This is a genomic window from Hyphomicrobium sp. ghe19, from assembly GCF_902712875.1.
Taxonomy (GTDB): domain Bacteria; phylum Pseudomonadota; class Alphaproteobacteria; order Rhizobiales; family Hyphomicrobiaceae; genus Hyphomicrobium_B.
In genome coordinates this window covers 488,422-509,611 of sequence record NZ_LR743509.1, presented here as the reverse complement: position 1 = coordinate 509,611, position 21,190 = coordinate 488,422, and the positions used below count along the sequence as shown (strand labels likewise).

Genomic DNA, 21,190 nt, shown 5'->3' with positions numbered 1-21,190 from the left:
ATCCCTTAACAACAACGTCGCCCGTCGATGGAACCGCCGCCGCGCTCGCAAGTTCTCGGGCATAGGGCCAATAGCGGGGGCGCCATGAAAATTCTCATCACCGAAGATGAAGCGATAGTCGCCGGCGAACTCGAAGCGATCGTCACCGATTTGGGTCACCAGGTCGTCGGGATTGCGGGTTCGTCTCGTCGCGCGTTCAAGCTTGCAGAGACGACAAAGTGCGATCTGGCATTCGTCGACGTTCAACTGAGTGATGGGATGACTGGCCCTGCCGTCGCGCGACACCTAAGCGAAGACGCGCGCGCCACAGTGATTTTCACAACGTCGAACCCGCACCACGTGCCGGCAGACTTTTCGTCGGCCTGCGGTATCCTGATAAAGCCATACTCCGAACATTCCGTGAAATCGGCGATCGCATTCGTCGTTGATTGCATGGAAACGGGGCGCTCTCTGCGCAGAAAACCGCGCGCTCTGGAGCTTTCGCCAGCATACGCCGAGCGCTGGAAAATGAGCTAAGAAAGCTATTCAACGCTTTCTACGCCGTTGTGGTCTTCGCCGCTTTCATCGGGTGAGCTGCAGGCTCATCCTCCGGAACCGACAACGCCAGGTCCGTCAATTTGATCGTGACGCGCGTTCCCGGCCGGGCATATCCCGGGTGAACCTGTTCGTAGGCGATCGCTCCAGAGAATTGACGAGTGAGCAAAGCCGCAATTTTAGTTCCCAATCCATCTCCCGCATGACTGGCGGTTCCGTGCAGCAGCTTGTCCATCTCATCGCCCGCAGCCGGATAGAGGTTGGCATCAACCCCGTTGCCGTCATCTTCGACTATGAGTTCAGCTCCGGTTTCACCGCATCGGTGAAGGCGAACGCCGATATGGCCGGAACCATCTTCGCCAAATGCATGCTTGAAGGAATTCACGACGAATTCTTGCGTTAGAACGCACAACGACGTCGCAACCTGAGCCGGCGCAAGAAGCGGCGGAACATCAACCGTCAGTTCAATTCGCCCTTCACCGGCCGTTTCGACCACATCGTCCAACACGGCTTGAATGAGCGTGTCGATCCGCACCAATTCGAGATCGTTGACGACATTCATACGCCGCTGCGCACTCGCGATCGCATGGATGCGATCGCGCGCGCCGGTGAGAGTTTTCAGAGACTTTGGATCGGACGTGTGCCTGATGTGCAGGTTGATGAATCCGACGACGAGCGACAACGTATTGCCGATGCGATGCGTCACATCCCGTAGCAGCGCTTCAGCGCGCTCTCGTTCGCCTTCGGCGCGATCCCGTTCGATTGCAAGCTCTTCAGTACGCGCTTTCACTCGCGCTTCCAGCGATCTATTCGCGGAGGTCAGCGTCAGAGCGGTGATTTCGAGCGCCGCCACGCGCTGTCGCTCGCGTATTAACGCGACCATCGCCAAGGCGGCGCAAGCGAGCAATATCGCGAGCATTGCAGCCAAAAGCCAAAAGCTCTGATCGTGGAATTGCGCCACGCGCATTTCAAAGAGGCGGTGTTGTTCCTGTTCCGTAGCGTCGATCTGGTCGCGCAACCGGTCCGAGAGTTTGATGTCGAGATTATTTGAGGCTAGGTCCGCCGCTGCATTTGGACTGCCTTTTGCAACGTCCAAAATGCTCTTGTCGATCGCCGATAGGTGCGCCTGCTGCGCCTTGTCGACAGCGTCGATCCGCGTAAGCAGTTCTCTATCGCCTCGCGCGAGCCGGACGAAATCGGAGTGGATGTCGTCAACCGCCTTCTTCGCCGTCTCATACGGCGCGAGATATTTCGGATCCCTGGTAAGCAGGTACCCCCGCTGCGCGATCTCAAGATCCTGCGCCGCGCTGAGCCACTTCGTGAGGCCTTGCTGATAGAGCAGCGTCTGCGCCACGCGATCGCCGGCAGCAACTGTCCATTGCCAGGCAACGATTGCTGCAAGACCGGATAGGATGGCTATCGAAACCCAGACCAACAGTGTTCGCGTCGCGCTCGACGTTAGAAACGCTGCTAATCTCCGCGATATGTGATGGCGGGCCATAACCTATGGAAGCATTGATTGAGGGAAGCCTATGCAATGCCACGACTTCGCCGCCGTGCCAATCGCTTGTTAGGCCGATTTTTTTTACAACGATACTACGATTGGGCTGATCAGATCTTTCGAACTCGTTCCACATTTCGCAGAGCCGTTCTGCTCAATTTAATTGCATTTTGGTCAGTAAGTCGCATCACCATATTTAAATCGAAACCAAGCTAGTTCTTCAGCCAGCATCCACTCCCCAAAAATCCGCCCACGTATCTCGGGAACCGATGCTCACTCGCTACGTTCTTTCAATGTGGCCGTGCCCACATACTCCCTCCCCACTCCCCCGTGGCCCAGGGCACGGCGTCACCTAAGAGAGTTCGCGACCGCTTTCCCCCGGGCGGCGCGAACTCATTTTTTTTTGCACCCCATCGTCATACGCCCAAGCGTCGCGACTACGCACCGCGCCTTGACCGCAATTTGCCGCGCGATGCGAGCCCTAATTTGAACGATAGGCAAATGATCTGAAAGAACGGAACAAACAATTCATGAATGCGATTGACCGAGCGTAACGTCACTAGGAGATGAGCCACAATGAACAAATTGACCTTGAGCCGTGCTTTCCTGATCGCAGGACTTGCTGTCGCGCCCGTAGCGATCAATTCGTCGGCACAGGCCCTTTCGTTCGTCAAAACGCAATCCACTGGCGAGCAGAGCACCTCGAGCCTTATCGGATTGCGCGTCGAGAACACGGCTGGCGATAAGCTGGGAGATATCAACTATCTCGTTCTCGACGAGGCAGGAAAGATCAGCACCGCGGTGATCGGCGTCGGCGGCTTTCTAGGCGTCGGAGAAAAGAACGTCGGCATTCCCTACAATGAACTGAAGTTCTCCGACAAGGACGGCACTCGCGTCGCCGTCATCGAAGCCAGCAAGGATAACCTGTCCAGCGCGCCTAACTACGTCTGGACCGAAAATTCCTCGGCGAAAAAGCCGGCTGGCGCTACGCAAACCCCATCACAATCGCAATAAATCGGATAAAAAAGGCGCGGCTCCAATTCGGAACCGCGCCCTTTTTCTTTCAGAATTCAAAATCCGTCACGCGGCACGTTGACCGGATTTCTTCGATCGAAGCCCGAAGAACAGCGATTGGCTGATCATCGCCTTCACGACAGCAGGCTCGAACGGCTTGGTTATGAGGAACACCGGTTCCGGCTTGGTGCCCGTGAGCAACCGCTCGGGGAATGCGGTAATAAAAATAACGGGAACGCTGATCGTCTCGAGAATTTCATTCACGGCCTCGAGCCCCGAACTTCCATCCGCCAGATGAATGTCTGCGAGAACCAGAGACGGCGCCTTCTTTGCGACTTCCGCGACGGCTTCCTGATGGGTCCTCGCGACACCCTGCACACGATGGCCGATATCGACGACCAGCGCTTCGAGATCCATCGCAATCAGCGGCTCGTCCTCGATGATCAGCACGTCTGCGGAGAGTTGCTCCGCGATTTCCGCACCGGCCAGCTGTAAGAGCTCCGTCACGTGCGCGGGAGTAACGTCGAGAACCTGAGCAGCTTCCGCCGTTGAAAATCCTTCCACAGAGACAAGAAGGAAGGCCTGTCTCGGAAGGGGCGTAATCGAATCGAGCCGCCGCTCTGCCAGAGGCTTGTCGAGCTGGCGCATGTCATCCGACACACGGTTTACGGCGAGCGAATTCCAAACTTTAGTGAAAGTGCGATAAAGCGCGACGCGCGGCGCGATCGATCTGTCGAACGCATCGGAATCCGCAATCAATGTTTCGAGCACCGCCGCGACGTAGTTGTCGCCGGATTGCTGGCTGCCCGTGAGCGATCGCGCATACCGGCGCAAATACGGCAAATGGGGAGCTATGGATTCGGCTATCGACATTTTGCACCTCGTAATCTCGTTTAACAACAAGATGATCTTTCGTGCCGGGGGCACACGATCATCTCCGGCAGGGGTGTTACGTTTGTGTACCCCATGATGCTGTCCGTCACAATTGCACGAGTGATCCGGGAGTTAACCCCGGCTAACCACCGCTCGCGCAACACCGACGAACTCGCTATTGGAATTGAAATTTTCGCCGACCTCAAACCCGAGGGCCTTGTTCAGAGCCACGCGGGCGCGGTTGACGCGACTTTTCACCGTGCCGACTGCAGCATTGGTGATTTCGGCCGCTTCTTCGTATGAGAAACCTTCCGCACCAACGAGCAGCAAGACTTCCTTCTGATCGTCGCTGAGGACGTTGAACGCTTTCTTGAAATCGACGAGATCCATATGGACGTGCTGCTCCGGCAGAACGGACATGCGCTCCGCCATTGCGCCGTCCGCATCCTCGACCTCGCGGCGACGTTTGCGAAGTTCGGAAAAATAGGTGTTGCGGAGGATCGTGAACAGCCACGCTTTCAGGTTCGAGCCTTTCTCGAATCCGTCGAGATTGGACCAAGCCTTGACGAGCGTATCCTGCACCAGATCGTCGGCACGCGTTGGATCGCCGCAAAGCGAATTCGCAAATGCACGCAGATTGGGAACAGCCCCGATCAAAAGAGCTTCCAGATCGTCGTCACTTTTCGTCACGACTCTCCTCCTTGCTCTTCTCCTCGAGCTGCTTGTCCTCGTGCTGTTTGAGTTTTTGCAGAAGCGCAACGAACCGATCCGGGACAGGCTCGTTGATGAGTTCGATATAGGCTTCCCTTAAGCGCTGCCCTATCTGACCCTGAAGCTCCACCGGTAGCGGTGCCTGCATAGTGACTGAATCCCCTCGTTTGGGATCACTGCCCGTGCCCATCTTTCAAGACCCTATTGACGGAATTCCGAAATACTCGTGTGCGCACGCCGGGTTCCAGACAACCTAAATGCGCAAGGTTCGAAAAAGTTCCGGAACCTCCGTTAACTTGTCATGTCGGCGGCCTGCTCGCACGTTGGAAATCTAGCCGGGAAAACCGAAGAAAGCGCCCGCTATTTATCAATAAAATGAAAAAACGTACCCGTAACGTGCCCTCTGCGGCTCCCGCCCGCGGGAAGCGTCTCCCCGTCCGAATTCTGCATTTTGAACAGGGGGGCGTCTGGCGAAGAAAGAACGCTGGCGTAATGAAACTCGTGGCCCATTAGGATCTCGCCAACCACGCCCAGGGGGCAGTCCGCCACAAGCTCCGCCCTGCGATACCCAAGGTTCATTTTCCGGGCAGCGAACGACGTTTCCAGCGCCAAAAGGCCTATCATTTCGTGGCTGTGGCCTGCCGCATCAATGAGACCGGCCCCGAGCGCCATGTATCCTCCGCACTCTCCGTGAACCGGGCGTGAACGCGCGAATTCAGTTATGGACGATTTGAAGCGGTGAGCATTGGCCAATGCGCCCGCATGAAGCTCCGGATAGCCGCCCGGCAACCAGACGAGATCGGCGTCCGGATCGGGTGCTTCATCGCCAAGCGGTGAGAACGGAATGATTTCCGCGCCGGCCGCGCGCCAGCCCTCGAGGAGATGCGGATAGACGAATGAAAATGCCGCATCCCGCGCCAGCGCAATCCGTTGCGCCGGCGGAATGACGTTCACGCGACTTCCAGCGTACGCTGAGTTCAATGCTCCGGGACTGGCGAGCTGCAGCAGGCGGTCGACATCCACATGCGCTTCGATGAAGTCCGCCAACGCATCGAGGCGGGAATTGATTTCCGCCGTCTCCTCGGCCTGCACCAGCCCCAAGTGCCGCTCCGGGAGCACCACGGTCTTTTCCCTCGGCAGGGCACCGATGACAGGAAGCCCCGCCGCTTCCAGCGCCTCCGAAGCGAAACGCACGTGGCGCGGACTACCGGCGCGATTGAGCACGACGCCTGCAATCGTCACGCCCTCGCGGAAGCCCTGGAAGCCGCGAGCGGCGGCCGCCGCCGTTTGCGATTGGCCGGAAACATCGAGTACCAGGATGACTGGCCAACCCGTCTTTGCGGCTAGGTCGGCGCTCGCACCGTTGCCCCACGCCCCCGCTTTGGAAACCCCGTCGAAAAGGCCCATCAAGGCTTCGCAAACAACGACGTCCGCACCGCTTGCCGAACGCGACAGAACATCAGCCGCACGATCCAAGCTCATCGCCCAGCTGTCGACGTTGTACGATGGCCTGGCCGCCGCAACCGCATGAAACGCCGGATCGATGTAATCGGGACCGCATTTGAACGGTTGTACCGTGAGCCCGCGCCGGACGAGCGCGCGAAGCAGGCCGAGGGTAACGGTCGTTTTGCCGGAACCCGAGCGCGGTGCCGCTATCATCAGTCCGCGCGGCAACGTCACAGTCTCAGGCATGCTCAACCGCTCACTTTAGCCGCCGCGAAAGCGACGGCGGTAATCGACGCTATAAAGAGCGCTCTCTCGGAAATCATCGCACCCGAGCGCCTCGCCGACCAAAATCAGCGCCGTTCGCTCCGGCCTCGCGTCAGCCGTCTGCGCACCGATCGTTTGAAGCGTGCCGCGAATGATCTGCTCATCCGGCCACGTTGCGCGATAAACGACCGCCGCGGGACAATCCGGGCCGTAGAACGGCACGAGACGGCGTACCACGTCTTCGATCGCATGAATTGAGAGATGCACCGCAAGCGTCGCCCGCGTAGCCGCAAAGGCCTCGAGCTGTTCCGTTTGCGGCATAGCCGAAGCCCTGCCCGAGGTGCGCGTCAACACCACGGATTGAGCAACTTCGGGAAGTGTCAGCTCCCGAGCCAATACTGCCGAAGCGGCGGCAAATGCGGGCACACCAGGAGTGATCGTATAGCCGATGTCGAGTTCATCAAGGCGGCGCAACTGCTCGCCAAGCGCGCTCCAGATCGACAGATCGCCGGAATGAAGCCGCGCCACATCATGGCCGTCGCGGTTCGCCTGAACGATCCGCGCAACGATCTCATCGAGCGTCATCGGTGCGGTATTGACGATTTCGGCTCCCGCCGGACAGTACGCCAGCAGGCCCTCCGGAATGAGCGAGCCTGCATAAAGGCAAACCGGGCAGCGAGCGATCAGATCGCGCCCACGCACCGTTATGAGATCGGGTGCTCCAGGACCCGCGCCAATGAAATGCACTGTCATTTCGGTCGCCTTCCAGCATCGACAGATCGCGCCGCCGCGACCGTGATATTTCCGATGATGCGTCTCGGCATGACGAGTTGGGAACCGGGCCCCGCTGCAAATAATGCCGCGGCTTCCGCGATCGAGTTGATGCCATAGAGCGATAAGGATCGCTCCGAGCGCGTCACGCAGTCCCCGCTTCGCTCGCGCAGCGCAATCAACATCAAGGGGCGATAGGAAACGGCCGCTTCCTTTGCGGCGGCTTCGGCGCGAGGGGCGAAAGACGCGGTGGCGAGCGTCGCAACGGTATCGCCGCCTTCGAGTTCACGACGTGCCGACTCGATGGCGTCGAGAAAATCTCGCTCATTTGCGAGACTGTTGCCGCCTATGCCGATTGCAATCATGCGCCACCCGAGGGCTTTGAGGAAACCCATTGTAAAACCGGCATCGCCGGACGCCACGCAGTCAACCGCCCCACAGGCTCCGCCCGTTCGACGCCGAAGCGCGTCAATGATCCGCCGTGCTCGTGATATGCGGAAAGCAATGCAGCCTCCGACTCGATGGTCACGGCGTTGACGACGATCCGGCCGCCCGGCTTCAACGCCGTCCAGCAAGCCTCGATAACTCTTCCGCCCGCCGTGCCGCAACCGATGAAGATCGAATCCGGCTGCGCGAGACCGCTCAAAGCATCGGGTGCCGCGCCCTCGCGAATGTCGAGATGCGGCACACCCAGAGCAACCGCATTCCTAACGGCACGCGCCGCGCGCTCCGCGTCACGCTCGATGCCGATTGCCGTGTTGGCCGGATGCGCGAGCAGCCATTCGATGCCGATCGACCCGCTCCCCGCTCCGACATCCCAAAGCAACTGACCGGCCCCCGGCTGAAGCGACGACATCGTGACCGCGCGGATCTCGCGCTTCGTCAATTGTCCATCGTTCTCGAAATATGAGTCAGGCAATCCGGCAGTATAGGGAATTGGTGCGGCACCAGAACCCGCAACGACGTCGACGCCTATGATATTGAGTGGATCGACGTCGGCAAAATCGAAATCCCTTGCACGGACATTTCGAATACGTTCGCGCGGACCGCCGAGCGCTTCCATCACGACGATCGCGCTCTCTCCAAACCCTGCGCCGGTCAAAAGCGACGCCACTTCGCGCGCCGTGTCGCCGTTGAGCGCCAACGCAAGGATACGCCTGCCGTGATGCAGGTGACGCCGGATGAGCGGCGTCAGCCCTTTCAAATTGAGCCCCAGCGTCGTCACGTCCTGCAAGGACCAGCCGAGGCGGGAAGCGGCAATCGAGAAACTCGACGGCGACGGCACAACCTGCATGTCCTCTAGCGGTATGGAGCGCGCAAGCGTCACTCCAGCGCCGAACCAGAAGGGATCACCAGATGCCAGCACCGCGACCGGCGTTCCCCGCCGCGCCAGGATCGTCGTGGCTGTCGCTTCGAGCGGCTTCGCCCATTCCATCTTCTCACCCGGCGTGTCGCCGACGAGATCGAGATGGCGCCGCCCGCCGACAACAAGTTCCGCCCGCTCGATCAAAGCGCTTGCCGCCGGAGACAACCCGGCTCGCCCGTCCTCCCCGATGCCAATGATGGACAACCAGCGTCCGCTCATGGCATTGGCCTCCTGGCATGATGATGAAGCTCGATAGCCCGTATCGCATTTTGCTCCTCGGCGGAACGACCGAGGCGACGTCCCTTGCACAAAGTCTCGCGGGCGAAAATGGCGTGTCCGCAACTCTGTCGCTCGCTGGGCGCACGGTTAATCCCGCGGCGAGCCCGCTCCCCGTTCGCATCGGCGGCTTCGGCGGCGTTGATGCGCTCACCGAATATCTGACGCGCGAGAACATCGATCTCATCGTTGACGCCACGCATCCGTTTGCAGCCCGCATCAGCAACAACGCCATCGCGGCGAGCGCTGCGGCTCAAATTCCGTTGCTCGCGATCGAGCGCCCGCCTTGGACGCCTGCAAACGGCGACAACTGGAACGAATACGACAGCATCGACACCGCAATCGCGGCCCTGCCCGACACGCCGCAAAACGTTTTCTCCGGTCTCGGCCGCCAAGCGATTGCTGCGCTGAGCGTTGCGCCCCAACATCGCTACGTCATCCGCGTCGTCGACGCGAGCGAACCGCCCGCGAGCCTTCCCCAAGCGACGATCGTCGCTGCGCGCGGCCCTTTCCGCACGGAAGACGATCTCGAACTTTTCCGGAAGCACCGCATCAGCCACGTCCTCGCCAAGAACTCCGGCGGCAGCGCAGCCTATTCCAAGATCGAAGCTGCGGGCGTGCTCGGCATCAAAGTCCACATGGTTCGGCGTCCCGCGATTGCGCCCCGGTCGACGGTCGCCTCCGTTGAATACGCTCTCGCCTGGATCAAGACCCATCATCAGCGTCGCTCCGAACGCGGCGTATAAATCCAGGCGCGCCCGTCGGCAGACTTAACCTGCCGTGTTGCCTGCGATCCGATAATAACGAGCGTGCGCATATCGCACGGCACATCCGCCGCACCGCCAAGCGTCGCGACGTCGATTTCCTCATCCGGCCTGCCGACAGCACGCGCGAAGACGACGATCGTTTCGGCAGGTAATACCGCACTCAAGATCTGGAACGCCTGCTTGATTTGCTGCGGACGCGCCTTCGATGCCGGGTTGTAGAGCGCGATCACGAAGTCGGCCTCGGCGGCGAGCCGAAGACGCCTCTCGATCGTCGCCCACGGCTTCAGATTATCCGACAGCGAAATCGCGCAAAAATCATGACCCAGAGGTGCGCCGATCCGCGCCGCCGCCGCGAGCATCGCGGTCACTCCGGGTTCCACGCGAATGTCGACACCGTTGGCCGACGCCGGATTGCTCTCGACCGCCTCGTAAACCGCAGCCGCCATCGCAAAGACGCCTGGGTCTCCACCGGAAACCACTGCGACGCGCTTCCCGCTTCCCGCTAGCGCCAACGCGCGTTGGGCTCGCACGAGCTCTTCGCGGTTGTCGGAAGCTTCAAGAATTTGCCCCGGCCCCGGAGTAATCCGGTTCACATAAGGCGTGTAGCCGAGAATGACATCGGCTGCCGCCACCGCTTCCGTTGCAGCGGGCGTGACCCAACCTTCGGGGCCAGGCCCAAGCCCAACAATAACGAGATCACCCTTCATGCGATGCGGCGTCCACGCCCGCCTGGCAGCAGCACGATTGAAAAATACGGAACCGCACAATCGCCGAGGTCCGCAAGCTGCACGATCCGCTCGCCCGGCATTGTTCCGCGCTCGACATAAATCGCATCGTTAAAACGCCCGGCATCTTTTAGCGCCTCTTTGATCTTCTCAAGGTTGTGGCCAACCTTCATGATGACCGCCGCATCCGCACCTTCGAGATGCTTCGCCAGCACCTCGCGATCCAATGTCCCAGGCAGCACCGTCAAGATATCGTCCCCATATGTGATCGGCGCGCGCGCAGCCGTCCAACAGCCGGACATCCCCGTGATACCGGGGATCACCGTCACCGGATGAGCCGCCTTGATGCGGTCGTACATATGCAGAAACGATCCGTAGAAGAATGGATCGCCCTCGCAGAGCAGCGCCACGTCGCGCCCCTGACCGAGATGTCCGGCAATGGTCTCTGCGCACTCGGTATAAAACTCGCGGATAGCCGAGACGTACCCCTCGCCGCGGAAATCGATCTCGGTCGTCACCGGATAGTCGAAGGCCGCCTCGGTAACACTCTCGCAGATGTGCGCACTTGCAATCGTGCGCGCGTGACCGGCCCTGCCGCGCTTGCGAAAATGCGCCACCACCGGCGCCGTACTCAGCACGCGCACCGCCTTCAGCGTCATGAGTTCCGGATCCCCGGGCCCAAGGCCGACGCCGAACAACGTCCCTGACCGCACCTCGCTCATTCGGCCTCACTTGCAAGTGCGTTGACGGCGGCGGCCGCCATGGCGCTACCGCCCTTGCGGCCACGCACGATAGCGAAAGGAATGCGTCCGTCGGCGGCGAGCGCCTCTTTGGATTCAATGGCACCGACGAAACCGACGGGCATGCCGATGACCGCGGCCGGCTTTGGCGCGCCCGCATCCATCAGCTCGAGAAGCCTGAACAGCGCTGTCGGCGCATTACCGACGACGACGACAGAACCCGCCAAATGCGGCTTCCAAAGCTCCATCGCAGCGGCTGTCCGGGTATTGCCGATGCTGGCCGCTATCTCCGGCACGCGCGGATCTCGAAGGGTGCAAATGACGGAATTCTTTGCTTGCAATCGCGCGCGCGTAATTCCGTCGGCCACCATCATCGAGTCGCAGAGTATCGGCGCCCCCGCTGCGAGTGCCGACGCTGCGCTCCGCGCAAAGGTCGGCGACATGATGATGTCGCGCGCGATCTCCACCATGCCGCAGGCATGAATGATGCGCACCGCGACACGCTCCTCCTCCGGCGAAAACCGCGAGAGATCCGCTTCGGCGCGAATGATCGAGAACGAGCGCGCATAGATCGCGGCGCCGTCCCGGATATAGTCCTGAACCGTCATGATGCGGATTCCATGATGAAACGTGATACGGCGTTGCCGATATCGCCGGGTTCGACTTCGGCCAACGCGACCAAAGCCCCCACACCGGCGAGTTGAGGCGATCCGTTGCGAATAAGATCGTAGCGTCCCTCACGCGCGACCAGCGTGAAATCCGCCGAGGACCGCCGCGCGCAACCTTTCTCGCACCCCGAGACGTGAACTGTATAACCGCTGAGCGAACCGTTGAGACCGTCAACCAGACGCTGCGCATCGCCGCGCGTGTCGGTCGTTGCATTCTTGCATCCCGGCGATCCGGGGCAAACGTCCATGGCCAAGCGAACGTCGCTGCCGGCTGTAATCAAGCCAATGTCGTCGGCAACCTTCATGAACGCCTCGGCCCGCGCGTGATCGTTGACCGGGAAAACGAGAATTCGTTGCGGGCTTGTAAAAACATCGTTGAGCTTCGCCGCCGCAGCCTCGCAAAGGCGATCAAGTTGATCGGCAACGATCCGTCCGAACGGAAGCCCGATGCCAACCCCGAACACTTGCTCTCCGCGAGCCAGCAATCCGACAGGCGGAGGAGGATCGATCCCCCCGTTGCCCCGCGACTGCGTTGCGTGCACTTCCGCCTTTGCAAAAATCATCGGAGCGCCGTGCGCCGCAACGGCATCACGCATGCGCCTGACGCTCGGATCGTTCGCCGCCAAATCGAGAAAAGCCAGCAAGAGACGGCGAACCGCTGTCAGCAGATTGTCTTCCGAAACAGCGCACGAGACCTCTGCCGCGCCATCGAGAAAAACGGCGAAGCGATCACCGTCCGATGCGATCATAATGTCGGCCGCCCTGCCACCGACGCGCGGTTCGGAAGTCCCCGAGAAGCTGACGCCGAATTTTCCCGGCAGCGCCCAGAGGCGCGCGTCATCCACAACGATGCCTTCGAATGCGGCAGCGAGAGCCCTGACATAGCTGCGCGCTGGATCAATACTGCTCAGCGGATCGACGACAACATTGCGCACAGCCTCTATCGCCGCCGTCTCGTCGATCAAACAGGCTGCACGGAGCGCGTCGATTGCCGCGTCGTAGCCCTCATTCGACACGCCCCGCAATTGTAGATTGCCGCGGTTCGTAAGATCGATCTCGCCCGAGCCGAAGTGCTTGGCCGTTTCAGCCACGGCATGAAGCGCCGAAAGCGTGAACGCTCCCGCACGCGGCCTCACGCGCACGAGCAGTCCGTCGCCCGAACGCATCGGCCGAAGCGCACCGGGACACCATCCCTTTCTCAAATGCGCCGCGGCGGTCATTCAGCAGCCTCACGTGGCTTGTGCGGACCAGCATTCAAATCGTTGCGGCGCGGCTGCCAGAGTCCGCGAGAGATGGCTTCCGCAAAACGCCGGCGCATTGCTTCCATCGCTGCGGGATTTTCCCGTTCGATGAAGGCCGCCACGGCCGGGTCGCCGAGGTAAGCATTGTAGAGCCGCTCGAACCCCCCGTTATCGACCGACGCCGCTGTCGCTGCAAAAGCAAACGCGGCATCGACGCTCTGCGCCATCTCCGCGGCGCCCCGGAAGCCGTGGCGCATCTGCCCTTCGATCCATCGCGTATTGGCGGCGCGGCCATGAATGACGCGTGCGCACTCTTCTTGAAGCGTCCGCACGCGCGGCTTCTCGGGGTCTGCCGTATCGCCATGATAGAGCGCGACGCCGCTGTTGCCGACGGCAGCAGCAGCGGCAGCGAAGCCGCCTTCGTGTGCCGCGAAATCGCCGCCTGTCAGCAGATCGATCTCGCTGTGGTCCTGAACGTGGACGAACGCATCCGCCGCCGCAACACGATCTTTGAACTCTCCGGCTGCATCCGTGCCGGAACTTTCATTGCGATAGCTTTGCGCCGAATTCTTCAGGTACGCGTCCCCGAGTTCCTCTCGCTTCGTCCAATCGCCGCGATCGATGTGCTGCATCACGCCAGCGCCGTAACTGCCGTCTGCCGGACCAAAAATGCGATCGAGCCTGACGCCCTCGCGATGCGCCACGCGCAACGGATTGTCAGCCCGGTCTTCAGTCAGTCCCGCAACGAGCGCTACAGCGCTGTCGAAGAGAACAAGCTGCGCCCCAAAAATATCGCGAAAAAGCCCGGAAATGCGCAGCGTAACGTCGACGCGCGGCCGGCCGAGTTCCGCCAACGCCTCCGTCTCGATACCTGTGATCCGATACGAGCGAAGGTCCCACACCGGACGGACGCCGAGAAGCGCCAGCGCCGTCGCAAGCTCTTCGCCGCCTGTGCGTAGCGTCGCACTACCCCAAAGGTCGAGCACGATGGCACGCGGCCAATCACCGTGATCACCCACATACCGGTCGAGAATTGCCTTTGCGGCGCGCTTTCCGTTCGCCCACGCCGTTGGCGTCGGAACGCTGCGTGGATCGACGCTATAGAGATTGCGGCCCGTCGGCAGCACGTCGGAGCGACCACGGCTCGGCGCTCCGGCCGGACCCGGCTCGATGAATTTTCCGTCGAGCGCGTGGACAATTGCATTAAGCTCCGCGTCGTCGAGAACGTGTAAGCCGTCGCGAATCGCAAGCTCTTTCACATCGCAGAGAAACGCATCGATGCGCATCAAAGCGTCGTTGGGCGACATACCGGCTTCGAGCCCGCAGCGCTCCGCGATCCCCGCGCGAAAAGCAGCGTCGACAATCTCTCCGGACAACACTTTGCGCCGCCGCGGATCGAGGCCATCGGCCGATGAAAATTCGTCGACGAGCCGCTCGACGTCGTTCAATGGACCCGACAAACCGGCTTCGATCATCGGCGGCGGCCGATGTCCGAGCGTCACGGCGGCAAGCCGGCGCTTTGCCTGCGCCGCTTCTCCCGGATCGTTGACGATGAACGGATAAATCATCGGCACCGGTCCGAGCAAAGCGCGCGGCCCGCATGCTTCGCTTCCGGCGATCGCTTTTCCCGGCAGCCATTCGAGCGTACCGTGCGCACCGAGATGGATCAGCGCGTCAAGTTTCGCGACATGCCGCAACCACAGATAAAATGCGACATAGCTATGCCGCGGCGGCGTCGACGGATCGTGATACTGCGCCTTCCGGTCTTGAACTTGGCCGCGCTCCGGCTGCAATCCGATGAGGAAATTGCCGAACTGCGCAACGCGAAATGAAAAAGCGCCGCCGACTGCAAAGTCGTCTTCTTCAGGCTCACCCCACGCGGCCGTGACGCTGTCACGAAACGCCTCGGAAAGCTGACCGAAGGCCGCGCGATAACCTTCGAGAGACCACCGCACCGGCGGCGCTTCGGAGCCGAGCAGCCGGGCAAGGTCTTTCGACCCATCCGGCGCAGAAGAAATCGAATAACCTTCATCACTCAATCGCGTCGCAATTTTGCAAGCGCTTTCGAGCCCGTCGAGCCCGACAGCATGGGCGATCTGATCCGGCCGCCCCGGATAGGTCGAGAGCAGCAGCGCGACACGGCGATTGCCGCGCGGCGACATTCTCAATGTCGCCCAAGCGGCTGCTAGATCTGCGACGTGTCCTATACCGGCGTTGTAGGGAGCATGCCGAAGCAACGAAATTCCGAGGTCGCTCCCGAGATCGTCCTCCTCCTTGAACGAAACGACTCCCGCAAAAAGCCGGCCGTCGAGTTCGGGCAGAACGACGTGCATTGCGAGATCCGACGCACCGAGACCGCGCTGCGATTTTTCCCATGCGGCACTCGACGCATTCGCGAGCGCCACCTGCAGAACCGGACAATTGGATCGGTCGAGCGGCGACCCATCGGCACCGTCACGCGCGGCAAACGCCGTCGCGTTGACGATCACGTTCGGCTTAAGCTGGCCGAGTTCTTTCTCGAGCCACACCGCCGCCTCTGGAGGTTTAAGACTCGGCACGTACAAGGCGGTCGTCGCGAGTCCACGTTGATCCAGCGCATCGATGAGCCCATCGATCGGCGCAACATCGCCGGCAAGCAAATGCGAGCGATAGAAAATGACGGCCGCCGTCCCCAGGCCATCCGACGCGAATTCGCCTTGAGGCGCTGTACTTTCGCGATAGATGCCGAAGCCTGGAATAATCGACGCTTCTGGAATGCATGCTTCGCCGCCCTTCGCCCGCGTGAGCAAGCCATTGAGCGCCGCGCGCGTATTTTCGACACCCCCGGCATCGAGAAGCGATTGCAGTCTCGTCAGATCCTCCGTCTCGATTGTCGACAACGCACCGAGTCGAATATCCGGCCGCCCGTCGCCCGGCACGATGGCCAACGCAATTCCAAGCTCCCGGCAACGCTTGCCGATTTGCTCGCCGCCATAACGCCAATAATCGAGCCCCCCGAGCAAGCGAACGAGTATCGCCTTCGTCCCCCTGAGAGTCGTGTCCGCAAAAATATCGACGGACATCGGATGGCACAGCGCACTGAGGTTCGCGATGCGAAGGCTTGGCCGTTCGTCTTCGGCAACTGAACGAAATGCCGCGGCCGCCATTGCCAAATCGGAATCCGAAAACGAAAGAAAGACGATATCGGCGGGCGCAAGTCCGAGATCCTGAGGCACGGCGGCCTCATCGAGATCTCGGCTCTCGCGAACGACGATATGCATTAGGCGGCGCCTGTCAGGGTCCTGGTGATACTCTCGCGGTCGAGACCTTTCTGACCGATGACAACGAGCTTGCCGAGCCGCGGCTCGCCGTCCCGCCACGCACGCTCATACCGCGTGTCGACGCGTTCGCCGACGCCTTGCAATAACAGCCGCATCGGCTTTCCATCGATTGCCGCAAAGCCCTTTATGCGCAGCACGTCATGCGCATTGGCGATCGCCTTGGCTCGTGACGCGAGATCGGCGGGGGACGCAAGCGCCGGCACCTCGACAATGAATGTCTCGAAATCGTCGTGGTCGTGATCCGGCTCGTTATCGTGATGCGAAGGACGGGCCGCGAGATCGTTCTCCGCCGCCGCCGAAAGCCCAAGCAATACACTAGCGGGAACGCGACCCTCACGCGTCGCCACGATCTTGATGCTGCGCGGCACGCCGCTCCTGATGGCGTCGGTAATCTGCTCGATCTCGACCTCTGACATCAGATCGGTTTTGTTCAGAACGACGAGATCTGCGCAGAGAAGCTGATCTTCGTAGACTTCTTCCAGCGGATTTTCATGATCTACGGAAGGATCGGCCGCGCGTTGCGCCGCGACCTTCACGGGATCGTCGGCAAACCGTCCCGCATTCACCGCAGGCCCATCGACGACGGTGACGACACCGTCGACCGTGACGCGATTGCGGATGTCCGGCCATTCGAAGGCTTTCACCAACGGCTTGGGCAAAGCCAGACCCGACGTCTCGACGATGATGTGCTCGGGCGGCGGATTTCGCGACAGCAAAGCCTCGAGCGTCGGCACGAAATCGTCTGCCACCGTGCAGCAGAGGCAGCCATTCGTCAGCTCGACGATGTTTTCCTCCGGGCAATTCTCGACACCGCAAGAACGAAGGATCGCCCCGTCGACGCCGACATCACCGAATTCGTTGACGATCAAGGCCAGCCGGCGGCCTTCGGCGTTCTCGATCGCATGTCTGACGAGCGTCGTTTTGCCCGCGCCGAGAAAGCCGGTAACGATGGTGACTGGCACCTTGCGCGCGCTCATTGGCAAAACTCCGAGTCCGAGTTGATATTTTGAGACCCACGGTCACAGGACCCCATCGCGGCAGCTCCGGTCGGAGCCGCACGTTTGAACATCCACGCATGATGGGATGGCGCGCAATGGCGTGCGCAGAGCATTCTGAAAGTCATGTTAACCTTTCTCGCCCCACCGGCGACGGTTCGATTCTTCTGTGACGGCAGGTCTCCTGGCTCGCGGGTCTCAGCGTCTGGCGACCTTCCCGGGCATAACCCAGTGGTCATATCGCCAGCGCTCACCGCTCACAGTTGCGGGGGCAGCTGCGGAGTAAATACCGCATTCCCATTGAACCCTCTTGCGAGGGACCGTCGTCCCCATCGATAAGTGAGCGACTATCCCTCGTCAATCGCCATCAGCGTGTCCTGGACCGCCCGAAAGTCGCTCATGCCAACGCCAACCCTGCCGCAGCTGACATTGGTTCTCGGAGGCGCACGCTCCGGCAAAAGCCTTTATGCCGAGCAGCTTTTGACGAGCCAGCCGGGGCCCTGGGCCTACATCGCCACTGCTGAGGCCTTCGACGGCGAGATGGACGAGCGAATCAAACTGCACCAAAGGCGTCGCAGCAGCGGCTGGGTTCAACACGAAACCCCTCTCGACATCGCCGATACCTTGTCGAACCGGACGTCCGAACTGCCGTCACTCGTCGACTGCCTGACCTTGTGGATATCGAATTTAATGCACGCGGAACGTTCGATCCCCGACGCGACCGATAAACTGATCGCGGCGCTCTCGAAACGGATCGCCCCCTGCGTCATCGTTTCGAATGAAGTCGGCCTAGGCATCGTCCCGGATAACGCGCTCGCGCGAGCGTTTCGCGACGAGGCCGGCCGCCTCAATCAGAAAATCGCGGCCGCGGCGGACAGGGTCGTCTTTGTCGCCGCCGGCTTGCCGCTGACCTTGAAAGGCTGAAACGTGACCACCGACCCAACGATAGACGAAGCCGAGCGCCACAAGGCCAAGATGGCCAAGCGCAAAGCCGTGCAGGACGCCGAGGTCGCCTCGAAGTCGATCGAAAAGGGCGTTCTCCTCGTGCACACCGGCCCAGGAAAAGGCAAGTCCACCGCCGCGTTTGGGCTTGCCCTGCGAGCGCTCGGTCACGGCTGGCGCGTCGGTGTCGTGCAATTCATCAAGGGCGCGTGGATGACCGGCGAACGCGACGCGCTGCGCATGTTCGGCGATCAGGTCTCCTGGCACACGATGGGCGAAGGCTTCACTTGGGAAACCCAGGACAAGGCGCGCGACATCAAGGCGGCGGAGCGCGCGTGGGAGAAAGCCAAAGAGCTGATGGCTGACCCATCCATTCGCCTCCTCATTCTCGACGAACTCAACATCGCGCTTCGTTACGATTACCTTCCGCTTGATGACGTCATCGAAGCGCTCCGCAACCGCCGCGCCGATCTGCACGTCGTCGTCACCGGCCGTAATGCCAAGCCGGAATTGATCGCGCTCGCCGACGGCGTGACCGAAATGGCCGCCGTGAAGCACCACTTCGCAGCCGGCATCAAAGCGCAGGAAGGCATCGAGTTCTAATGCCGGCGCGAACCCTGATGTTTTCGGGCACCGGCTCCGACGTCGGCAAATCCCTGATGGTGGCGGGCCTTTGCCGCTTGCTCGCGAACCGCGGCATCCGCGTGGCGCCGTTCAAGCCGCAGAATATGTCGAACAACGCCGCCGTGACGGCCGACGGCGGCGAGATCGGCCGCGCACAGGCATTGCAAGCGCGTGCGGCACGCGTCGCGCCGTCGGTGCACATGAACCCCGTGTTGCTGAAGCCCGAAAGCGAGACGGGCGCACAAATCGTCGTGCAAGGTAAAATGATCGGCTCGGCGAGGGCGCGTGAATTTCAGGCGAAGAAGCCTGAGCTTTTGCCGGCGGTTCTGGAAAGCTTCGGCCGGCTGAAAGCGGAAGCCGATTTCGTTCTCGTCGAAGGCGCGGGCAGCGCGTCCGAGATCAATCTCCGGAAGAACGACATCGCGAACCTCGGTTTCGCACGCGCAGCCGGCGTCCCCGTTATTCTGATCGGCGACATCGATCGCGGCGGCGTCATCGCCAGCCTCGTCGGAACGCAGCGCGTCCTCGAGCCGGAAGACGCGGCGATGATCAAGGGGTTCATCGTCAACAAGATGCGCGGAGATCCGACGCTCTTCGCCGACGGCATGGCCGCAATCTCGAAGATGACTGGATGGGCCGCGCTCGGCCTCGTTCCGTATTTCGACGATGCGCGGAAACTTCCCGCCGAAGACGCGCTCGCCCTGCGTGATCTTGCAAAAGCATCGAAGCCGAAGGGCGCCGTCAAGCTGCGCATCGCGGTGCCCGTACTTCCGCGCATCTCGAATTTCGATGACCTCGATCCCTTGCGGAGCGAGCCGGGCGTTGCCGTCGATATGATCGAAGCGGGCCAGCCTATTCCAGCAGACGCTGACGTCATTCTCCTTCCGGGATCGAAAGCCACGATCGATGATCTCGCCGCGCTGCGGGCCGAAGGCTGGGACATCGATATCAAAGCGCACGCTCGCCGCGGCGGCCACGTGCTCGGCCTTTGCGGCGGCTACCAGATGCTGGGCAAACGCCTTTCCGATCCGAACGGCATCGAGGGCCTGCCCAGAACCGTAGAAGGCCTCGGACTTCTCGACATCGAGACGGAATTTGGAACGGAGAAAGCGCTCGCAGCCGTCGAGGGAACGCTTCATTCGAACGGCGCTTCATTCCAGGGCTACGAAATGCACGTCGGCCGGACCGGCGGGCCGGACACCGCTCGCCCCATGGTCACATTCGCCGACGGCCGGAGCGACGGTGCGTCGTCGCCGGATGGCCGCATCGCCGGATGCTACGTACACGGCATTTTTGCATCTGACCCGGCCCGCGCCGCCATCCTCGCATCTTTCGGCGCTGAAACATCGGGGAACAGCTACGAAACGGAAATCGACGGCATTCTCGATGGCTTCGCCGAGCACCTCGCTCGCCACGTCGCGATCGATGAGCTTCTCAGCCTAGCAAAATAGCGGCAAAGACCAACAAAATCGCAATCATGATCGCCCATGCGATCATTGCGAGGCGAAGCGCCGCGTCGATGTCGTCTGGCCGGAGATCGCGACGCCCATTGCCCATATAGGCGTCCTCGACGCGCACGTTGCCATAGACCTTTGGGCCGTTGAGCTTGAAACCCAGCGCTCCCGCCATCGCACTTTCTGCCCAGCCTGCGTTGGGTGATCGATGCTTGGAAGCGTCCCGAGCCATCGCCTCGAGCGCTGCGGCAGGTGAAGCCTTCGGCATGAAGAGAGCAGCACCCGCGAAAAGCAATCCCGTCAGACGCGACGCCGGTAGATTGACGAGATCATCAAGCCGGGCCGCCGCCCACCCGAACGCCTCGTGCCGCGGCGTCCGATGACCGATCATGCTGTCCGCCGTGTTTATCGCCTTGTAGACGGCGAGACCCGGCAGTCCGAAAAAGGCGAACCAGAACACCGGCGCGACGACGCCGTCGGACGCATTCTCGGCCAGACTTTCGATCGCCGCGCGCGCGACACCGTGTTCGTCGAGCGTCTCAGGATTGCGGCCGACGATACGCCCCACCGCAAGGCGGCCGCCTTTGAGGCCATCGTTCGCGAGCGCGCGAGCGACGGCGGCGACATGGTCGTGAAGACTTCGGCTCGCAATGAGCGTCGAAGCCAGGACCGCGATCAGAATGTCACCAATCGCGCTATACGCGGACGCACGCTCGATGACCCAGGCCACCACGCCGGTAGTCACGACGATGATGCTGATTGCCAGAACGCCCGCCAAACGGCGCGCCTCGGCGCTTTCGCTCTCCTGGTTGAACCGCTGATCGAGCGCGGAGATGAGCGAGCCGATCCACGATACGGGATGGCCGATGCGCTCATAAAGCCAATTCGGATACCCAAAGAGCGCCTCCAGCGCGAGCGCCCCGGCGACGATGAGAAGGGTCTGGGTTTCACTCACGGA

Annotated in this window: 21 protein-coding genes and 1 riboswitch; of the genes, 6 read left to right on the top strand and 15 right to left on the bottom strand. The window is 61.2% G+C overall.

From position 1 onward, the window contains the following. The first annotated feature begins 84 nt into the window (after window positions 1–84). On the top strand, window positions 85–516 hold the full coding sequence (locus AACL53_RS02395; RefSeq protein ID WP_339082103.1) for a response regulator: 432 nt from the start codon (window positions 85–87) through the stop codon (window positions 514–516). Window positions 517–535: 19 nt separating this feature from the next. Here AACL53_RS02395 and AACL53_RS02390 read toward each other — a convergent pair whose 3' ends face one another. Beyond that, a complete protein-coding gene (locus AACL53_RS02390; RefSeq protein ID WP_339082101.1) occupies window positions 536–1,969 on the bottom strand; it encodes a CHASE3 domain-containing protein in 1,434 nt (477 codons plus the stop codon). 642 nt (window positions 1,970–2,611) lie between these two features. Between AACL53_RS02390 and AACL53_RS02385 the strand changes: the two genes are divergently transcribed. Beyond that, window positions 2,612–3,049, top strand: a complete 438-nt coding sequence (locus AACL53_RS02385; protein ID WP_339082099.1) for a PRC-barrel domain-containing protein — start codon at window positions 2,612–2,614, stop codon at window positions 3,047–3,049. A gap of 66 nt (window positions 3,050–3,115) precedes the next feature. Here AACL53_RS02385 and AACL53_RS02380 read toward each other — a convergent pair whose 3' ends face one another. The 7 genes from AACL53_RS02380 to cbiE form a co-directional block, all read right to left on the bottom strand. After that, window positions 3,116–3,922 (bottom strand): response regulator, encoded by an 807-nt coding sequence (locus AACL53_RS02380; RefSeq protein WP_291164632.1) that lies wholly within the window; start codon window positions 3,920–3,922, stop codon window positions 3,116–3,118. 132 nt (window positions 3,923–4,054) lie between these two features. After that, window positions 4,055–4,612, bottom strand: coding sequence for a sigma-70 family RNA polymerase sigma factor (locus AACL53_RS02375; protein ID WP_339082093.1), 558 nt, complete (start codon window positions 4,610–4,612; stop codon window positions 4,055–4,057). Next, window positions 4,599–4,781 carry a NepR family anti-sigma factor gene (locus AACL53_RS02370; protein ID WP_339082091.1) on the bottom strand — a complete coding sequence of 61 codons (183 nt, stop codon included), beginning with the start codon at window positions 4,779–4,781 and terminating at the stop codon, window positions 4,599–4,601. Before AACL53_RS02370 ends, AACL53_RS02375 begins: the two co-directional genes overlap by 14 nt. 212 nt (window positions 4,782–4,993) lie before the next feature. After that, window positions 4,994–6,325, bottom strand: coding sequence for a cobyrinate a,c-diamide synthase (locus AACL53_RS02365; RefSeq protein ID WP_339082089.1), 1,332 nt, complete (start codon window positions 6,323–6,325; stop codon window positions 4,994–4,996). 15 nt (window positions 6,326–6,340) lie between these two features. Further along, window positions 6,341–7,096, bottom strand: coding sequence for a precorrin-4 C(11)-methyltransferase (gene cobM, locus AACL53_RS02360; RefSeq protein WP_339082086.1), 756 nt, complete (start codon window positions 7,094–7,096; stop codon window positions 6,341–6,343). Further along, window positions 7,093–7,509, bottom strand: coding sequence for a cobalamin biosynthesis protein (locus tag AACL53_RS02355; RefSeq protein ID WP_339082082.1), 417 nt, complete (start codon window positions 7,507–7,509; stop codon window positions 7,093–7,095). Before AACL53_RS02355 ends, cobM begins: the two co-directional genes overlap by 4 nt. Further along, complete coding sequence (cbiE, locus tag AACL53_RS02350; RefSeq protein ID WP_339082079.1) at window positions 7,476–8,699, bottom strand: precorrin-6y C5,15-methyltransferase (decarboxylating) subunit CbiE; 1,224 nt, start codon at window positions 8,697–8,699, stop codon at window positions 7,476–7,478. The genes AACL53_RS02355 and cbiE overlap by 34 nt, the downstream gene beginning before the upstream one ends. A gap of 17 nt (window positions 8,700–8,716) precedes the next feature. On the opposite strand from cbiE, the gene AACL53_RS02345 reads away from it, so the two are divergent. Next, the gene (locus tag AACL53_RS02345) at window positions 8,717–9,502 is read left to right on the top strand and encodes a cobalt-precorrin-6A reductase (RefSeq protein ID WP_339082078.1); all 786 of its coding nucleotides are present in this window, start codon (window positions 8,717–8,719) and stop codon (window positions 9,500–9,502) included. Here AACL53_RS02345 and cobJ read toward each other — a convergent pair. The 6 genes from cobJ to cobW are packed head-to-tail and all read right to left on the bottom strand — an operon-like array spanning window position 9,475 to window position 17,194. After that, a complete protein-coding gene (cobJ, locus tag AACL53_RS02340; RefSeq protein WP_339082076.1) occupies window positions 9,475–10,230 on the bottom strand; it encodes a precorrin-3B C(17)-methyltransferase in 756 nt (251 codons plus the stop codon). The two genes, AACL53_RS02345 and cobJ, sit on opposite strands and share 28 nt — an antisense overlap. Next, window positions 10,227–10,970 (bottom strand): precorrin-2 C(20)-methyltransferase, encoded by a 744-nt coding sequence (locus tag AACL53_RS02335; RefSeq protein ID WP_339082075.1) that lies wholly within the window; start codon window positions 10,968–10,970, stop codon window positions 10,227–10,229. Before AACL53_RS02335 ends, cobJ begins: the two co-directional genes overlap by 4 nt. Beyond that, window positions 10,967–11,596, bottom strand: coding sequence for a precorrin-8X methylmutase (locus AACL53_RS02330; RefSeq protein ID WP_339082074.1), 630 nt, complete (start codon window positions 11,594–11,596; stop codon window positions 10,967–10,969). Before AACL53_RS02330 ends, AACL53_RS02335 begins: the two co-directional genes overlap by 4 nt. Next, on the bottom strand, window positions 11,593–12,876 hold the full coding sequence (gene cobG, locus AACL53_RS02325; protein ID WP_339082071.1) for a precorrin-3B synthase: 1,284 nt from the start codon (window positions 12,874–12,876) through the stop codon (window positions 11,593–11,595). The genes AACL53_RS02330 and cobG overlap by 4 nt, the downstream gene beginning before the upstream one ends. Beyond that, window positions 12,873–16,157, bottom strand: coding sequence for a cobaltochelatase subunit CobN (gene cobN / locus AACL53_RS02320; RefSeq protein WP_339082069.1), 3,285 nt, complete (start codon window positions 16,155–16,157; stop codon window positions 12,873–12,875). Before cobN ends, cobG begins: the two co-directional genes overlap by 4 nt. Further along, the gene (gene cobW / locus AACL53_RS02315) at window positions 16,157–17,194 is read right to left on the bottom strand and encodes a cobalamin biosynthesis protein CobW (protein ID WP_339082067.1); all 1,038 of its coding nucleotides are present in this window, start codon (window positions 17,192–17,194) and stop codon (window positions 16,157–16,159) included. The genes cobN and cobW overlap by 1 nt, the downstream gene beginning before the upstream one ends. A 174-nt stretch (window positions 17,195–17,368) precedes the next feature. Next, window positions 17,369–17,552: riboswitch (cobalamin riboswitch) on the bottom strand. Between the two features lie 59 nt (window positions 17,553–17,611). Here cobW and cobU point away from each other — a divergent pair. Genes cobU through AACL53_RS02300 form a run of 3 tightly spaced genes read left to right on the top strand, consistent with a single transcriptional unit; the run spans window position 17,612 to window position 20,229 of the window. Continuing rightward, window positions 17,612–18,136: a bifunctional adenosylcobinamide kinase/adenosylcobinamide-phosphate guanylyltransferase gene (cobU, locus tag AACL53_RS02310; protein ID WP_339082065.1), complete on the top strand. Its 525-nt coding sequence runs from the start codon at window positions 17,612–17,614 to the stop codon at window positions 18,134–18,136. Window positions 18,137–18,139: 3 nt separating this feature from the next. Then, window positions 18,140–18,757, top strand: coding sequence for a cob(I)yrinic acid a,c-diamide adenosyltransferase (cobO, locus tag AACL53_RS02305; protein WP_339082063.1), 618 nt, complete (start codon window positions 18,140–18,142; stop codon window positions 18,755–18,757). Next, on the top strand, window positions 18,757–20,229 hold the full coding sequence (locus AACL53_RS02300; protein ID WP_339082060.1) for a cobyric acid synthase: 1,473 nt from the start codon (window positions 18,757–18,759) through the stop codon (window positions 20,227–20,229). Before cobO ends, AACL53_RS02300 begins: the two co-directional genes overlap by 1 nt. Here the strand turns inward: AACL53_RS02300 and cbiB are convergent. Beyond that, entirely contained in the window at window positions 20,213–21,187 is a 975-nt protein-coding gene (gene cbiB, locus AACL53_RS02295; protein WP_339082058.1) for an adenosylcobinamide-phosphate synthase CbiB, read from the bottom strand. The genes AACL53_RS02300 and cbiB overlap by 17 nt on opposite strands. Window positions 21,188–21,190: the final 3 nt, after the last annotated feature.

Coding starts and splice junctions, on each gene's coding strand:
- AACL53_RS02395 (WP_339082103.1), top strand. CDS start 85: ATGAAAATTCTCATCACCGAAGATGAAGCGATAGTCGCCGGCGAACTC.
- AACL53_RS02385 (WP_339082099.1), top strand. CDS start 2,612: ATGAACAAATTGACCTTGAGCCGTGCTTTCCTGATCGCAGGACTTGCT.
- AACL53_RS02380 (WP_291164632.1), bottom strand. CDS start 3,922: ATGTCGATAGCCGAATCCATAGCTCCCCATTTGCCGTATTTGCGCCGG.
- AACL53_RS02370 (WP_339082091.1), bottom strand. CDS start 4,781: ATGCAGGCACCGCTACCGGTGGAGCTTCAGGGTCAGATAGGGCAGCGC.
- AACL53_RS02365 (WP_339082089.1), bottom strand. CDS start 6,325: ATGCCTGAGACTGTGACGTTGCCGCGCGGACTGATGATAGCGGCACCG.
- cobM (WP_339082086.1), bottom strand. CDS start 7,096: ATGACAGTGCATTTCATTGGCGCGGGTCCTGGAGCACCCGATCTCATA.
- AACL53_RS02355 (WP_339082082.1), bottom strand. CDS start 7,509: ATGGGTTTCCTCAAAGCCCTCGGGTGGCGCATGATTGCAATCGGCATA.
- cbiE (WP_339082079.1), bottom strand. CDS start 8,699: ATGAGCGGACGCTGGTTGTCCATCATTGGCATCGGGGAGGACGGGCGA.
- AACL53_RS02345 (WP_339082078.1), top strand. CDS start 8,717: ATGATGATGAAGCTCGATAGCCCGTATCGCATTTTGCTCCTCGGCGGA.
- cobJ (WP_339082076.1), bottom strand. CDS start 10,230: ATGAAGGGTGATCTCGTTATTGTTGGGCTTGGGCCTGGCCCCGAAGGT.
- AACL53_RS02335 (WP_339082075.1), bottom strand. CDS start 10,970: ATGAGCGAGGTGCGGTCAGGGACGTTGTTCGGCGTCGGCCTTGGGCCC.
- AACL53_RS02330 (WP_339082074.1), bottom strand. CDS start 11,596: ATGACGGTTCAGGACTATATCCGGGACGGCGCCGCGATCTATGCGCGC.
- cobG (WP_339082071.1), bottom strand. CDS start 12,876: ATGACCGCCGCGGCGCATTTGAGAAAGGGATGGTGTCCCGGTGCGCTT.
- cobN (WP_339082069.1), bottom strand. CDS start 16,157: ATGCATATCGTCGTTCGCGAGAGCCGAGATCTCGATGAGGCCGCCGTG.
- cobW (WP_339082067.1), bottom strand. CDS start 17,194: ATGAGCGCGCGCAAGGTGCCAGTCACCATCGTTACCGGCTTTCTCGGC.
- cobU (WP_339082065.1), top strand. CDS start 17,612: ATGCCAACGCCAACCCTGCCGCAGCTGACATTGGTTCTCGGAGGCGCA.
- AACL53_RS02300 (WP_339082060.1), top strand. CDS start 18,757: ATGCCGGCGCGAACCCTGATGTTTTCGGGCACCGGCTCCGACGTCGGC.